At 64.9% G+C, this 14789-nt stretch carries 15 protein-coding genes; 4 read left to right on the top strand and 11 right to left on the bottom strand.

The annotated features are described in order from the left end of the window. Positions 1-6 precede the first annotated feature (6 nt). The 5 genes from ybeY to FLM21_RS03785 are packed head-to-tail and all read right to left on the bottom strand — an operon-like array spanning position 7 to position 3594. A complete protein-coding gene (gene ybeY / locus FLM21_RS03805) occupies positions 7-480 on the bottom strand; it encodes an rRNA maturation RNase YbeY (RefSeq protein WP_148714297.1) in 474 nt (157 codons plus the stop codon). A 9-nt stretch (positions 481-489) separates the two neighbouring features. Next, positions 490-1350 carry a hypothetical protein gene (locus FLM21_RS03800; protein ID WP_148714296.1) on the bottom strand — a complete coding sequence of 287 codons (861 nt, stop codon included), beginning with the start codon at positions 1348-1350 and terminating at the stop codon, positions 490-492. Then, entirely contained in the window at positions 1347-2360 is a 1014-nt protein-coding gene (locus FLM21_RS03795; protein ID WP_148714295.1) for a PhoH family protein, read from the bottom strand. Before FLM21_RS03795 ends, FLM21_RS03800 begins: the two co-directional genes overlap by 4 nt. Positions 2361-2389: 29 nt before the next feature. Further along, positions 2390-3142, bottom strand: coding sequence for a hypothetical protein (locus tag FLM21_RS03790; RefSeq protein ID WP_148714294.1), 753 nt, complete (start codon positions 3140-3142; stop codon positions 2390-2392). Continuing rightward, the gene (locus FLM21_RS03785) at positions 3079-3594 is read right to left on the bottom strand and encodes a hypothetical protein (protein ID WP_148714293.1); all 516 of its coding nucleotides are present in this window, start codon (positions 3592-3594) and stop codon (positions 3079-3081) included. The genes FLM21_RS03790 and FLM21_RS03785 overlap by 64 nt, the downstream gene beginning before the upstream one ends. Before the next feature lie 134 nt (positions 3595-3728). On the opposite strand from FLM21_RS03785, the gene FLM21_RS03780 reads away from it, so the two are divergent. Together FLM21_RS03780 and FLM21_RS03775 are read left to right on the top strand one after the other, a co-directional pair. Continuing rightward, positions 3729-4961, top strand: a complete 1233-nt coding sequence (locus FLM21_RS03780; RefSeq protein WP_148714292.1) for a phosphoglycerate kinase — start codon at positions 3729-3731, stop codon at positions 4959-4961. A gap of 100 nt (positions 4962-5061) precedes the next feature. Further along, positions 5062-6711: a SulP family inorganic anion transporter gene (locus tag FLM21_RS03775; RefSeq protein WP_148714291.1), complete on the top strand. Its 1650-nt coding sequence runs from the start codon at positions 5062-5064 to the stop codon at positions 6709-6711. Between the two features lie 20 nt (positions 6712-6731). Here FLM21_RS03775 and FLM21_RS03770 read toward each other — a convergent pair whose 3' ends face one another. From FLM21_RS03770 to FLM21_RS03745, 6 genes are all read right to left on the bottom strand, one after another. After that, positions 6732-7913: a glycoside hydrolase family 3 N-terminal domain-containing protein gene (locus FLM21_RS03770; protein WP_148714290.1), complete on the bottom strand. Its 1182-nt coding sequence runs from the start codon at positions 7911-7913 to the stop codon at positions 6732-6734. Beyond that, positions 7856-8494, bottom strand: coding sequence for a UPF0149 family protein (locus FLM21_RS03765; protein WP_148714289.1), 639 nt, complete (start codon positions 8492-8494; stop codon positions 7856-7858). The genes FLM21_RS03770 and FLM21_RS03765 overlap by 58 nt, the downstream gene beginning before the upstream one ends. Before the next feature lie 8 nt (positions 8495-8502). Next, complete coding sequence (miaB, locus tag FLM21_RS03760) at positions 8503-9855, bottom strand: tRNA (N6-isopentenyl adenosine(37)-C2)-methylthiotransferase MiaB (RefSeq protein WP_148714288.1); 1353 nt, start codon at positions 9853-9855, stop codon at positions 8503-8505. 15 nt (positions 9856-9870) lie between these two features. Next, a complete protein-coding gene (locus FLM21_RS03755) occupies positions 9871-10242 on the bottom strand; it encodes a hypothetical protein (RefSeq protein ID WP_148714287.1) in 372 nt (123 codons plus the stop codon). 74 nt (positions 10243-10316) lie between these two features. Continuing rightward, a complete protein-coding gene (locus FLM21_RS03750) occupies positions 10317-10583 on the bottom strand; it encodes a GlsB/YeaQ/YmgE family stress response membrane protein (protein ID WP_148714286.1) in 267 nt (88 codons plus the stop codon). Positions 10584-10650: 67 nt separating this feature from the next. Further along, entirely contained in the window at positions 10651-11673 is a 1023-nt protein-coding gene (locus tag FLM21_RS03745) for a threonine aldolase family protein (protein WP_148714285.1), read from the bottom strand. A gap of 238 nt (positions 11674-11911) precedes the next feature. Between FLM21_RS03745 and FLM21_RS03740 the strand changes: the two genes are divergently transcribed. Together FLM21_RS03740 and FLM21_RS03735 are read left to right on the top strand one after the other, a co-directional pair. Further along, positions 11912-13255 carry an adenosylmethionine--8-amino-7-oxononanoate transaminase gene (locus FLM21_RS03740; protein ID WP_148714284.1) on the top strand — a complete coding sequence of 448 codons (1344 nt, stop codon included), beginning with the start codon at positions 11912-11914 and terminating at the stop codon, positions 13253-13255. Beyond that, positions 13236-14777, top strand: coding sequence for a cyclic-di-GMP receptor FimW-related protein (locus FLM21_RS03735; RefSeq protein ID WP_148714283.1), 1542 nt, complete (start codon positions 13236-13238; stop codon positions 14775-14777). The genes FLM21_RS03740 and FLM21_RS03735 overlap by 20 nt, the downstream gene beginning before the upstream one ends. The last annotated feature ends 12 nt before the right edge of the window (positions 14778-14789 follow it).

Genomic DNA, 14789 nt, shown 5'->3' with positions numbered 1-14789 from the left:
GCGGGGTCAGGCCCTGTCGTCTCGATACGGGTCATCATAACCGAGGGTGGTGACGATTTGCGTTTCCAGCGCCTCCATTTCCTCCGCCTCGGCATCTTCCAGATGGTCGTAACCCTGCAGGTGCAACACGCCATGCACCACCATATGGCAATAGTGAGCGAGCAGCAGCTTGCCCTGCTCTGCCGCCTCGCGCTCGACGACCGGCGCGCATAGCACCAGATCGCCCATCAGCGGCAGGCCGGGGATATCAGGCATGCCCTCGTCGAACGTGAAGGTCAGCACATTGGTCGCGTAATCGCGGCCGCGATAGTCGCGATTCAGTTGCTGGCCTTCCTCGGCATCGACGAAGCGCACGGTGATCTCCGCAAGCTTCACACTAGGTTGCAGGGCTGCTTCGGCCCAGGCATTCAGCTCGGCCCTGCCGGGCAGGATGGCAGCGGTGCTGGCGATTTGCGGGCTCAGTGTCAGGCGTCGGCTCATGGTGCGGATTCAATCGGATTGCGGTGAAGCGGAAAGGTCTTTGGATACCCCATCGAGCACGCTCATGATGGGCAACATCTGCCACGCCTTGCCACCGGTATCGAAGTCGCCGCAGTCGAGCCGGCTCAGGCGCGCGCGGGTCACATCGATCTCGGCAACCGCTGGCGCAAACGGCTGGCCGCTGCGTGTCAACAGCTCGAAGCGCTGCGTTGTTGCCTGCCAGCGCAGCGTATCGCGCCAGCGATGCGTGACGCGACTTTCGCCGTCGTCGTTGGGGACGCGACGCAGTTCATAGTCGATGACGATGCGCGGCAAACGGCCAGCCTGTAGCGTCGGCATCACGGTCAAGCGGTAATCGGCATCGCCGATCACCCACTGGTGGGCGGAAAGCGTTTCCAGCAGCAGCGGCCGGCACCGCGCCGCTTCCGCGCCTAACAGCAGCCACAGGCGCTGGTGCACGCCGGTACCGCGCACACCGGTCGTGGTCAGGCTCAGCAGCGGTGCCCGGCCGCTGAATAGCGCAAGCGGCCCGAGCCGATTGCTGTGGTACCAGGAACTGATCGCCAGTTTGCGCTCATTGGGTTGGCTGGGATTGAACCACAGGTGCAGCGCCTGCCCGCTGGTGTAGGCATACAGGCAGGGTGGGGTCGGGTAGCCATCGAGGCGGATCTTGCGGCAGCCGGCCGCCGCCAACTGGCGCGACTCACCGTCCTCGAAGCCATCAATATCGGCATCCAGCGCCAGCGCTTTCGGCACCACACGGGTTTCGCCCGGGTAGGACTGCTCGGCAATGGCTGGCGATGCCTGCCCTAGGCAAAGCAGGGCAAGCAGCAGGCCGGCACGATAGCCACCGGCCCCATTACAGCTCATTCCCGCGCTCCGTCCTGGCGGGCCGCCTCGCGCTCCGCCTTCTTCTGCGCTGCCTCGAGCTCACGCTCCTTGTGCTTCTTCTCGTAGGCATCGACGATCTTCTGCACCAGTGGATGGCGGACCACATCCTCGCTGGTGAAGTGATGCAGCGCGATGCCACGCACGTCCTTCAACACCTCCTGCGCATCCACCAAGCCGGATTTCTGGTTCTTCGGCAGGTCAATCTGCGTCGGATCGCCGGTGATCACCGCCTTGGAGCCAAAGCCGATGCGGGTGAGGAACATCTTCATCTGCTCGGGCGTGGAATTCTGCGATTCGTCGAGGATGACAAAGCTGTGGTTCAGCGTGCGGCCGCGCATGAAGGCCAGTGGTGCGATCTCGATGATGCCCTTCTCGAAGCAGCGGGTGACCTTGTCAAAGCCCATCAGGTCGTACAGCGCGTCGTAGAGCGGCCGCAGATAAGGATCGACCTTCTGCACCAGGTCACCCGGCAGAAAGCCCAGCTTCTCGCCGGCCTCGACTGCCGGGCGCACCAGCACCAGCCGTTTCACCACATCGCGCTCCAGCGCATCGACCGCGCACGCCACCGCGAGATAGGTCTTGCCGGTACCGGCCGGCCCGATGCCGAAGGTGATGTCGTGCTCTTGGATCGCCTTGATGTACTGCGTCTGCCGCGGCGTGCGGCCTCGCAGATCGCTGCGCCGGGTGCGCAGCTGCGGTCCATCTGCATCTGCCGCTTCCTCGCTTGGGCCACGGGTGATCTCGATCAGGCCCAGCTGGATGTCGTCGAGCTCCAGCGCCTCATGCGATTCGTTGTAGAAGTATTCGAGCGCATCGAGCGCAAAGCGTACCTGCTGCGCCTTGCCGGACACCCGGAAATGCGCATCGCGCCGGGCGATGTTCACATCGAGCGCGTTCTCGATCTGCTTGAGGTTCTCATCGAGCACGCCGCAGAGATTGGCCAGCCGGGTATTGTCGGCGGGCAGGAAGGAAATGGTATCAGTATGCAAAAGAGTGCCTGCAAACGGTTGAACCGCAATTATCGCACGGCATGATGCTCAGCTCCGGCGCCGTTCACGCGATCTAGGCGATCGAGCACGGACTGGCTGTGCTTGCGCAGTTGTTCCACCCTCTGCAGATAGCGCGACCAGTCCGTCGTGCCCGCGCAAGCCATCTGCTCACCCACCCAGTCCGCTGCCCACCACCGGATCGGGCCGCCACACGTGTATTGCTCCAGCTCATTGCTGACAGCGGGGGCGAGCCCCAGGCGCGCCATCTCGCCGGCCAGCTGCCGCTGATACCGATTGATCGTGTGGTGGGGCCGCAGCCAGATGGCGGTGATCAGCGCCTCCGGTAATGAACGCCAACAATGCTCCCGCAACGCGTTGATCGGCGTCGCACGCTGGATGATATGCGCGAAGAACCGAAACTCGCCGTGCGCAGCTTGCAGGAGCCAATGGTTCTCGTGTGCACTCATTGCCAGCACATCACGCTCGCGCTCACCGATCGATGCCGCAAATCCGGGCCGCCGCTCCAACAGCTCGTTGAGCAGGCGCGCACCTCGATCCAGATGCGCGTTTGCAATCATCAAGGTCAAAAGATCGCCGGCATGCTCAGCAATGCGCCACCAGAACTGCTGCTGAGTACTCCACTTGACCAAGGCATCGCGCTCGTTTCCAGCCAGCACATCCTCGACGATCAGACTGTCGTACAAGGTGTGCGCCTGCATCACCGGTGCATGCTGCAACAAAGAGGCCACGCAGAGTGGGGTGCGATTGAGGAATTGCGGCATGGCCAGCATTGCCTGATAGCGCGCAAGACTCTGCGCGCGCCGATCACGCAGCTCAGCAGTTCGGCGCGATGTTGCTGCAAATCATTCAGGCACGATGGAGCATCCCGCTTGCACAGCTTGGGGAACTCGCCGCTGGCCTTCCGCAGCTGCAAATCAGTCAGAACAGCATCGTATTCATACTGCTTCACTGGCCGAGACAAACGGTTCAGTTCATCAAGCCTTGCCTGCACCTGCGCAGCACGCTGCAAGGGCTGCTGCGCGGTCGACTCGAACGCCAGCATTGCCAGATAGGCATTGTCCGTATCGGCGACGGCTCGGCGATCCGGCTCCAGCCAGATTTGAGACTCCGCGCTCAAGGGCTCGTCGAACTGCCGCCAAAGCCAGATCCCCGCCAGCGCCAGCAACAACAGGCCCATCAAGCCAAACACGATGCAGCGCAGAATTCGGAACACAGGTCACGCTCTCGGGAAGGAGTGGAAGAAAACGGCGCGCCATTCTGCCGTCCCGGTTTGATTTCGCGCTACTGCCGGCCCACGCTCAGGCGGTACAATCGCGCCATTCCCCATCCGACTGATCTGGAGCCACCATGACCAAGCTGTTCATCGAAGACCTGCAACTGGCGGGCAAGCGCGTGCTGATCCGCGTCGATTTCAACGTGCCGGTGAAGAATGGCGTGGTCGAGAGCGACAAGCGCATCCGCGCGGCTCTGCCCACCATCCAGTACGCGCTGGCCCAGGGGGCCTCGGTGGTGCTGATGAGCCACCTCGGCCGCCCGAACGGCGCGCGCGTCGAGAAGTACAGCCTGGCGCCAGTCGCCCAGCGTCTGGAAGCGTTGCTGGGCAAGCCCGTCACCTTCCTGAGCGACTGTGTCGGCGCCGAGGTCGAAGCGGCCTGCGCCCAGCTCGGTAGCGGTCAGGTGGTGCTGCTGGAGAACGTACGCTTCCATATCGAGGAAGAAGGCAAGGCCAAAGATGCCGAGGGCAACAGCGTGAAGGCCGATCCGGCCAAGGTCGAAGCGTTCCGTGCCAGCCTCTCAAAGCTGGGCGACGTGTTCGTCAACGATGCTTTCGGCACCGCACACCGCGCGCATTCGTCCATGGTCGGCGTGAACCTGCCGCGCGCGTCGGGCTACCTGCTGAAGAAGGAGCTCGACTTCCTCGGCGAAGCGGTGAACAGCCCGGTGCGCCCGCTGGTGGCCATCATTGGCGGCTCCAAGATCTCCGGTAAGATCGACGTGATCGAGGCGCTGCTGCCCAAGGTCGACAAGCTGTTGATCGGCGGCGGCATGGCGTTCACCTTTCTCAAGGCCAAGGGCTTCGAGATCGGCAAGTCGCTGTGCGAGAACGACAAGGTCGAGCTGGCCAGCGAGCTGATGGCCAAAGCCGGCGACAAGCTGGAGCTGCCCATCGACACCATGGTCACCAAGCACCTCGATTTTGATGCCCGTACGCTCGACGGCCTCGTCGAAGTGCCGTCCAGCGCCATCCTGGCCGACCAGGAAGGCGTGGACATCGGCAGCGCCACCCGCGCGCGCTACGCCGAAATCATCAAGAACGCCAAGACCATCCTGTGGAACGGCCCGATGGGCGTGTTCGAGATCGACGCTTCGGCCGCCGGCACCTTCGCCATCGCCCACGCGCTGGCCGATGTCACCGCCAGCGGTGCCATCACCGTGATCGGTGGCGGCGATTCGGTTGCCGCGATCGAGAAGGCTGGCCTGGAAGAGCAGGTGAGCCACGTGTCCACCGGTGGCGGCGCCTCACTGGAATTCCTCGAAGGCAAGGCCCTGCCAGGCGTGGTGGCGTTGTCCGAGCGTTAAGTCATACGTCATACTCACCTGACGTGCCGACCCCGTCGCTTACGCGGCGGGGTTTTTTCTTGCTCGCCGCCCCACGCACTGCCCGATCGGAATCCCGCAGATGAATGCCACGCCACACACCACCGCCCCTGCCCTGCGGCTCGATCTGGTTGCCGGCCTGATCGCCGCGACCGTGGTGCTGCCCAAGGCCATGGCCTATGCCACCGTTGCCGGCCTACCGGTCGCCGCGGGGCTCTATACCGCGCTGATCCCGCTGGTGGTGTATGCGCTGCTCGGCTCGTCGCGGGTGCTCAGCGTCACCTCGACCACCACGCTTGCCATCCTGGTCGGTAGCGAGCTGGCAATGGTGGTACCCGATGGCAATCCCGAGCGCATGCTGGCCGCCGCCGCCACGCTGACCCTGCTGGTGGGCATCGTGCTGGTGCTGGCGTCCGTGCTGCGGCTGGGCTTCATCGCCAACTTCATCTCGACGCCGGTGCTCACCGGCTTCAAGACCGGCATCGGCCTCGTGATCGTGCTGGACCAGTTGCCCAAGCTCTTGGGCGTGCACATCCACAAGCAGGATTTCTTCCACGACCTGCTGGCACTGGTGCAAAGCGTGCCGCAGACCTCACTGTTGACGCTGGCCGTGGCGCTCGCCACGCTGGGGCTGTTGCTGCTGATGGAAAAACTGTGGCCACACTCGCCAGCACCGCTGGTCGCCGTGGCCGGAGGCATTGCTGCGACTGCACTGTTCGGCCTGCCCGCGCTCGGCGTCTCAGTGGTCGGCCCCATTCCGCAAGGCCTGCCAGCACTGACCTTGCCCGACCTGGACTTGGTACGGCAGCTGATCCCCGGCGCGGTCGGCATCGCACTGATGAGCTTCACCGAATCGATCGCCGCCGCACGTGCCTTCGCCCGTGATGGTGATCCCTACGTCAACCCGAATCGCGAACTGGCCGCCACCGGTGCAGCCAATGCCGCAGGCGCGCTGCTTGGCGCGATGCCGGCCGGCGGCGGCACCTCGCAGACGGCGGTGGTTCGCGCAGCCGGCGCGGTGTCGCAACGCGCCAGCCTCGTTACCGCAGCGGTCGCGCTGGCGGTGATGCTGTTGCTTGCACCACTGCTGGCCAAGCTGCCGAATGCCACGCTCGCCGCCGTCGTCATCGTCTATTCGGTGGGTCTGATCCAGCCGGGCGAATTCATGGCGATCCGCCGCGTGCGCAGCATGGAATTCCGCTGGGCGCTGGTCGCCTGCTTGGGCGTACTGCTGTTTGGCACGCTGCAGGGCATCGTCATCGCCATCATCGTGTCCCTGTTTGGGCTCGCCAGCCAGAGCGCCAATCCGCGCCTCTCGGTGCTGGGGCGCAAGCCAGGCACCGACATCCTGCGACCGCGTTCGGACGAGCACCCCGAGGACGAATCGTTCGGCGACGTACTGGTGCTGCGCCCGGAAGGACGCATCTTCTTCCTGAATGCGCAAAGCCTGGCCGACCAGTTGCGCGCACAGGTAGAGGCGCACCAGCCACGCGTGCTGGTCCTCGATCTAAGCGCCGTGCAGGATGTCGAGTATTCGGCCCTGCAGATGCTGGTCGAAGCAGAGGACAAGCTCGCTGCGCTCGGTATCGTCTATTGCTTGGCGGGGCTCAACCCCGGCGTGCTCGATGCAGTGCGCCACACCACGCTGGCTGAGCGCCTCGGCCGCGAGCGCCTGCTGTTCAATGCACAGGCGGCCATCGATCAGTACGCCAAGCAGCCGGCACAATCCTAGTCTTGGGAGCTGGGCGCGTTTCAGTGTGCGGCGAACCGCGACTGCCAGCGCGCAATGCGCTGCCGGCTCGCGGCAAGGCGGCCTTGTGACAGCTCGCCTTGCTGCGCGGCCTCCAACAGGCGCGCCATCACCGGGTAGTACAAGGCAGGGTCCCAGGCGATGAGCAGCCAGTCGGCACCGATGTTCAGCGAGCGCACCGCTGCATCCTCCAGCCCGCCAGCCTGCTCGCGCGCAGCGGACATCGAGAGATCGTCGGTGATCAACAGGCCCTGGTAACGCCACTGACCGCGCACCAGATCACCGATCAGCGTGGGTGAGCTGGAAGCAGGATGGTCGGGATCGATGGCTGTTGCCGTGGCGTGGGACAGCATCACCATGCCGGCCCCTTCGCTCATCAACTGCCGGAACGGCTTGAGATCGGTTTGCTGCAACGCGGATAGCGGCGCGGTGATGCGCGCCGATTGCGCATGTGTATCCTCATACACCCGTCCCAATCCCGGCAGATGCTTGAGCGTGCAGTCCACACCGAAGCGACGCAAGCCGGCGCAATAGCCCCGGGTACGCCGGGTCACCTCGTCCGGCTGCGCGCCCAGCGCCCGCAGCCCGATCCGCGAATAGCGGTCGTCCGGGTTGCTGATGCCCCAATCCAGATCGATCACCGGAGAGAAATTGAGTTGGATGCCCAGCACGGCAAGGCCCTGCCCCTGCACCGCGCCGTAGGCCTCGGCCACCGCCACGTCGTCGACGTGGTCTGCGAACCGCTGTCGCAACGGCGGTTGCTGCGGCAACGGGGGCGCCATGCGGGAAACGATGCCGCCTTCCTGGTCGGTAGCGACGACGAGCGGCGGCAGCTGCCGCGCCCGGCGCAAGGCCTGCCAACGCGAGATCGTCGCGGTGATCTGCGCCGCATTCAGCCCTTCGATATTGCGGCGGGTGACGAAGACACCACCAACCGCTCCGCGCTCCAACAAGGGCAGCAGCGCGGTCTCGTCGGTGTAGCCAATCATCAGGTGGGTGCCCAGCTGCCGCACCAGAGCCAGATCATCGTGATCGAAGAACGGCTGATCCCAGCACCACGCCAGCGCGATCGCCGCACTCGCAGCCAGGATTGCGACGACAGGGCGGATGAAACCGGGCACGGCGCTCAGTGCCGACGACGCCCCTGCCGTGGCGCGGGCGCCACCGGTTGGCTGGCGTGCCACCAGCTGCGGATCTCGGAAATGGCCTCTGGCAGGATGCTGGCGAGTTCATGCTCGAACTCGGTCAGGTCCTCGCCTTCGGCGGCGATTTCCTCGCGCGCCTCTTCGTCGGCGCAATCGAAGATCGGCGCCAGCAGTTGCGCGCCATCTTCGTCGTCAAACATCGACTGCCAGGCTTCCTGATCCAGCGCAGTACCCAGCATGAAGCCGTAGCACCACTGCTGGACGATGTCGCGACCGGTTTCCTCGTCGACGTAGACCATGGGCGTGAACGTCGGCGGCTCGCTGGTCAGCTCATCGGCGAGCTGGTTGTAGAGCCGCAGGATCAGGTCCTCGATGTGCGTCTGCTGCGCCGTCGATGCGAATCTGGGCTTCTGGTCGGCCTCGCCCCAGACCTGCGGCAGCCAGGCGTCGGGCAGCGGCTCTTCCGGACCGATCAGCAGTGCGGTCTGGAAACCGTGCAGCATCGATAGATCCATGCACTCATCCGAGACGGCGTCCGAGGTCAGGAATTCGGCCAGCTCGTCGAGTTCAGCCTCGGAGAGCGGTGCGACGGTGGTTTTGGCAAAGCCCTTGCTGGCCATGGTTATCCTCAGTGGGTGACGGTTTCGCGGGTCAGGATCTCGCCGCGCAGGCTGTGCGGCAAGGCTTCGGTGACGATCACCTCGGCAAACTGGCCGATCAGACGTGCCGGGCCGGCGAAGTTGACGATGCGGTTGTTGTCGGTGCGGCCCGCCAGCTCCTCGGCGTTCTTGCGCGCATGGCCTTCGATCAGCACACGCTGCACGGTGCCGACCATGGAGCGGTTCACTTCGCTGGCGAGCTCGTCGATGCGTTTTTGCAGGCGCATCAGCCGGGCCGATTTCACCTCGGCCGGCACATCGTCCTTCAGGTCGGCCGCCGGTGTGCCGGGGCGCTCGCTGTAGATGAAGCTGAAGCTCGCGTCGAACTGCACGTCCTCGATCAGCTTCATGGTGCGTTCGAAATCGTCGTCGCTCTCGCCGGGGAAGCCGACGATGAAGTCACTTGAGAGGCAGATATCCGGCCGGGCATCGCGTAGCTTGCGCACCAGGCTCTTGTATTCGAGCGAGGTATAGCCGCGCTTCATGTTGACGAGGGTGCGATCAGAGCCACTCTGCACCGGCAGGTGCAGGTGCGACACCAGCTTGGGCAGTGTGCGATAGCAATCGACGATGCGCTGCGTCATCTCGCGCGGGTGGCTGGTGGTATAGCGGATACGCTCAATGCCGGGCACTTCATGCACGTATTCGAGCAGCATGGCGAAGTCGGCGATGTCGTCGTCCTCACCGTCCAGAATCCGGCCGCGATAGGCGTTCACGTTCTGGCCGAGCAGCGTCACTTCCTTCACGCCCTGCTGCGCGAGCCCGGCCACTTCGGCCAGCACATCCTCGAACGGACGGCTCACTTCCTGGCCGCGGGTATACGGCACGATGCAGAAGCTGCAGAACTTGGAACAGCCTTCCATGATCGAGACAAAGGCGGTGGCGCCCTCAACACGCGCGGGTGGCAGATGGTCGAACTTCTCGATCTCCGGGAAGGAGATATCGACCTGGGCGCTGCCGGTCTGGCGCTTCCTGGCGATCAGCTCGGGCAGGCGGTGCAGCGTCTGCGGGCCGAACACCACGTCCACGTAGGGTGCACGCTTGACGATGGCATCGCCTTCCTGCGAGGCAACGCAGCCGCCGACGCCGATCACCAGATTGGGGTTGGCAAGCTTGAGCTCGCGCACACGGCCCAGATCGGAGAACACCTTTTCCTGCGCCTTTTCGCGCACGCTACAGGTGTTGAACAGAATGACGTCGGCCTCGGCCGGATCGTCGGTCTTGGTCAGCCCTTCGGTTGCGTTCAACAGATCCACCATCTTGTCCGAGTCGTACTCGTTCATCTGGCAGCCGAAGGTCTTGATGAATACTTTCTTGCTCATGGCTAACTTCAGGAATCAATTGCTGGAAGTGGGCGTCGGCGTTGCGGTCGGCGCGGGAGTGGGTGTCGGCGTGGGCTTGGCCATGTGCTTGTACTGCTGATACTCGGCTTCGGTGAGGATCCACATCCGCCACAGGAAGCCGGTGTTGCCCTCGATCTGGTACCAGACATAGGCTTTCTGTGGAATCGCGGCCGGCATCAGCAGTGTATTCTGCGTGCCGAGCACGCGCAGGCCTGGGGCCAGCGTGTACTTCTTGTCGTCGATCTTGGCCTCGCGCGTGGTCGGGCTGTAAAGCGACAGCTCGCCATACGTGCCTTGCGGCGGCAGGATGCGTCCCGCCTGGGCGACGCTGGCAACAAGCATCAGGGAAAACAAGCACTTATACATGGCCGGGCACCCCAGGTTCAAACGCGCAATGGTAGCAACCCGGCCGTTGATTTGAAAGCCGGACCGCGTACCGGCTACTTGAACACCTTGAGCGCCTTGAGGATGAAGATCAGCACCACGGCGCCCAGCACACCAAAGGTGAGACCGGCCAGCGAGAAACCACCGGCGGCGCCGGCCGCGCCGATGCCGAGCACCGAGCCGAACAGCCAGGAACCCAGCGCCGAGCCGATGATGCCAACCAGGATGTTGGCGATTGCGCCCTGTTGGCTGTCGGTGCCCATGATCTTGCTGGCGATCCAGCCGATCAGCGCGCCGACCAGTATGGCAATGATCAAGCCCATGTCTTTGCCCTCCATGTAGTTGGCATGTCCAAGCTAGACGCCAGCAAGCGGAGCCGGCAAGTCCGGCTCAGCGGCGCAGCACATTCGCCAGCACGGTGATCACCGTATCGAGCGCGGCATCGTCGATCTGCCAGTGCGTCACCAGCCGCATCCAGCCAAACTCGGGCGGATTGGCCTTGATGCCGGCCGCAGCCAGCGCTGTCATCAGCGCCACTTCATCGACGGCCCTTGTGAAGCGGAACCACACCATGTTGATCTGGACGCTTCCCAGGTCGAGCTCGATGCCCGGCAAGGCGGCGAGGCACGTCGCCAGCGCGCGGGCGCGGGCGTGGTCCTCACCTAGCCGCAGCCGCATCGCGTCGAGCGCGATCAGCCCCGGGGCCGCCAGTACCCCGGCCTGGCGCAGGCCACCGCCCAGCAGCTTGCGCCGCTTGCGTGCCCGCGCGATGAAGTCGACCGGTCCGGCCAGCAGCGAGCCCACCGGCGCCGCCAGTCCTTTGGACAGGCAGAACATCACCGTATCGGCATGCGCCGCAATCTCGGCGGCGTCCACACCGAGCGCAGTTGCTGCATTGAAGATCCGCGCGCCATCCAGATGCAGCGGCACGCCGTGTTCACGCCCCACGGCGGCGGCATCACGCATCGCGGCGAGCGGGATCACCCGGCCGTTGGAATGGGCATTTTCCAGGCAGATCAGCCCGGTGCGCGGGATATGGATGTCGTCACCGATACGGATGCGGCGGCGGATGGCTTCGGCATCGAGCGCGCCCAGTTGGCTATCCAGCGTGCGCAGCTGCACCCCGCCGATCAACCCGGCCGCGCCGACCTCATGCTGGACGATGTGGCAATCGTCGCCAACGATGACCTCGTCGCCAGGCTGACAATGTGTCGCCAGCGCCAGTTGGTTGCCGAAGGTACCGGAGGGCACGAACAAAGCCGCTGCCTTGCCCAGCAGGCCAGCAGCTTTCTGCTCCAGCCGCAGCACCGTCGGATCGTCGCCATAGCAGTCGTCCCCCACCTCCGCCTCGGACATCGCCCGGCGCATCGCCGGGGTCGGTTGGGTTACGGTATCGCTGCGCAAATCGATCATGGTGCTTCTCCGGAAGTAGCTATACATGCTGCGCCTGCGCTGCCACAGCAGCAATGCAGGATAACCCTGCAAGCTTCAGCTTTCTGCTTGTCAGCAAATGGCTGACACCACACCACCAAATTTGCCGTTCGGAGCCGACCAATGCACCCCTAGCCGGCATGGCAAGATGCGCCGCAATGGCGCAACATGGCTTAACTTGGCAAAATCGTTGCCACTTCCCATGTCGTCAGACTCGCGCATGTCCAACGCCGACCTGCTCACTCGCAGCCTCGCTGCAGTGTGGCACCCATGTACCCAGATGAAGCGGCACGAAAGCCTGCCGCTGATCCCGCTCGCAAGCGGGGACGGGGTCTGGCTGGTGGATATGGATGGCCGCCGCTATCTCGACGGTATCTCCAGCTGGTGGGTCAATCTGTTCGGCCATGGCGAGCCACGCATCAAGGCGGCGATCCGCGCCCAGCTCGATACGCTGGAACACGCGATGCTGGCCGGCTTCACCCATCGGCCGGTGGTCGAGCTCTCCGAACGGCTGGCCGCGCTTACCGGTCTTGGCCATGCCTTCTATGCCTCGGATGGCGCCTCTGCTACCGAAATCGCGCTGAAGATGAGCGCACACTACTGGCGTAACCGGGGTGAGCCAGCCAAACACCGCTTCATCCACCTCGCAGGCAGCTATCACGGTGAGACCGCCGGCGCCCTTGCCGTCACCGATGTGCCGGTCTTTCGCCAAGCCTACGCGCCGCTGCTGCAGCCGGGCCTCACCGCCCCCAGCCCGGACGCCCGCAACGCACGGCTTGGCGAGAGCGCTGCCGATGTCGCCGGGCGTGCCGCGGCTGGCCTGGAAACGCTGCTGGCCGAACATCACCACGAGATCGCCGCGCTGATCGTCGAGCCGCTGATCCAGGGCGCCTGCGGCATGGCGATGCACGATCCGGCCTATCTCGCCCGTGCCCGCACGCTGTGCGACCGCTATCGCGTGCACCTGATCGCCGACGAGATCGCTGTCGGCTTCGGCCGCACCGGTACCTTCCTCGCCTGCGAGCAGGCCGACATCCGCCCCGATTTCGTCTGTCTGTCCAAAGGCATCACCGGTGGCTTCCTACCGCTGGCGGCCGTGCTGACCAACGATGAGATCTACGCCGCCTTCTACGACGACGACGTGGCACGCGGCTTCCTGCATTCGCACTCCTACACCGGCAATCCATTGGCCTGCGCCGCCGCGCTGGCGGTGCTCGATATCTTCGATGCCGACGATGTGCTCGTAGCCAACCGCGCACGCGCCGCGCGCTGGGATGCACTGTTCCGCCCACTGGCCGACCACCCACAGGTCCGCCACTTCCGTCATCACGGCATGGTGTGGGCCTTCGATGTGGCCGATGCGCCAGCCGGCTTCGCCCAGGCTTATTTCGCTGCCGCGCTGGCGCACGGCGCGCTGCTGCGGCCGATCGGCCATACCGTCTACCTGATGCCCCCCTACACACTGTCGGACAACGAAGCCGCCCACCTGGCCGCCGCTGCCCGTGCCGCACTGGACGCCGCGCTTGCCGCCGGCGCGAGAGGTCATGATGTTGCTGTCGCTTGAACTGCCCCCCAAGGATCCCAAGCTCGCCGGCTTCGTCGAGACACGGCCGCACGAGCTGCGCGCCTGGCTCGCCGCCTTGCCCAACAACAGCCCGCTGGACGCCGGGCGCCAGATCCTCGACGCACTGGCCAGCTGCAACCGGGTGGACATCGACGCCGAGATACGAGTCAAGCTGCTGGAGGAATACCACAGCGCGCTGGCGCTGCTGGCCGGCGGCTTCGAGGCGCTGTACCACGCCACCGGCTTTCCGCTGAAGGACAAGGCCCGCCAGGCCGCGCTACTGGTGCGCAGCCTGTGGCAGGAGCTCGCCACCGGCTACAAGGTGGCACTGATGGAGCGGCTGGAAAAGCGCTTCCTGTTCGGCAGTAACAAGCTTGCGCCGCAGCTGGTGCATCAGATCCTGGCGCTCTACTACCGGCTGTATCAGACCAGCAGCCGTGTCTGCATGGCGATGCCGGCCGGCCTGTGGTTCGAATGCCACCAGCTGTTCCGCTATGCCGCCGAGAACCGCTATCTCGACGAGACGCGCGGCATCGACGACGGCCCCACCGCCAGCGTGCTGTACAAGCGCTTGATGCTGCTGTCTCTGGCCGATCCGATGCGCTTCGCACCGGCCGAGCTGTCGCGCGTGATCGACGCAGTCGACAACTACGGCCATCACGCGCACTTCCAGCCGGTGGCCACCCAGCAGACCAGCGCCGCCGGCTTCTTCCTGGTACGGCTCGACGTGGATGAACCGCCGCACTACATCGGCAGCCGCGCCGTCGAAAACTACCAGGGCATGGCCATGCTGCTCGACACCATCGAGCTCGGCAAGAAGCTGCATCGTGCGCTGGCCGGGCTGGAGGCCAAGGCACCAATGGCAGGAGACCGGATCAAGCTGCTGCTGTGGATGGAAACCATGCGCCGGCTGATCAAGCAATGGAGCATCGCGCCCAAGCGGGTGTTCCAGCGCATGCGTACCGATGCCCATGTCGAGCTGGCGCACGGCCTCAAGGCCACCGCGCAGAGCCTGCTCAACGGCCACGCCGCCGTGCTCGATCCACACGCTGCCCATATCGGGCTCAGCACGCTGCCGCAGATCACGGCTTGGCGCATCCTCAATGAAAGCCCCGGCGGCTATGCCGTCACCACTCGCGATGCCCCGACCGGCAGGCTGCACGCCGGCGACATCGTTGCACTGCGCCAGCATGGCGGCGAAGGCTGGATGGTCGGCGCGATCCGCTGGCTGCAGCAATGCGAGGACGGTGCGCTGGAAATGGGCCTGCAGATCCTGGCGGTGCGGGCCGAAGCGGCGCTGCTGCGCCCGCATACCGCGGCCGAGGCACAGTTCGATACCGCCCTGCTGCTGCCCCCGATCACCGCGCTGAACCAGCCGGCACTGATCGCTGCCGGCAAGGGCCACTACGCACCGCTGCGCGAACTGACGCTGCTCACGCCCGAGGGCGAACGAGTCGTGCGCGCCACCCGGCTGGTCGAGCAGCAGATGGGCTTCGACCTGTTCGAATACGCGGCGGACTGAAACCACCGGCAA

Origin of the sequence: Chitinolyticbacter meiyuanensis (genome assembly GCF_008033135.1) — a bacterium.
In the GTDB taxonomy this organism is placed as follows: Bacteria; Pseudomonadota; Gammaproteobacteria; order Burkholderiales; family Chitinibacteraceae; genus Chitinolyticbacter; species Chitinolyticbacter meiyuanensis.
The sequence above is the reverse complement of the archived record's forward strand: the minus strand, read 5'-3'. Positions and strand labels throughout refer to the sequence as shown.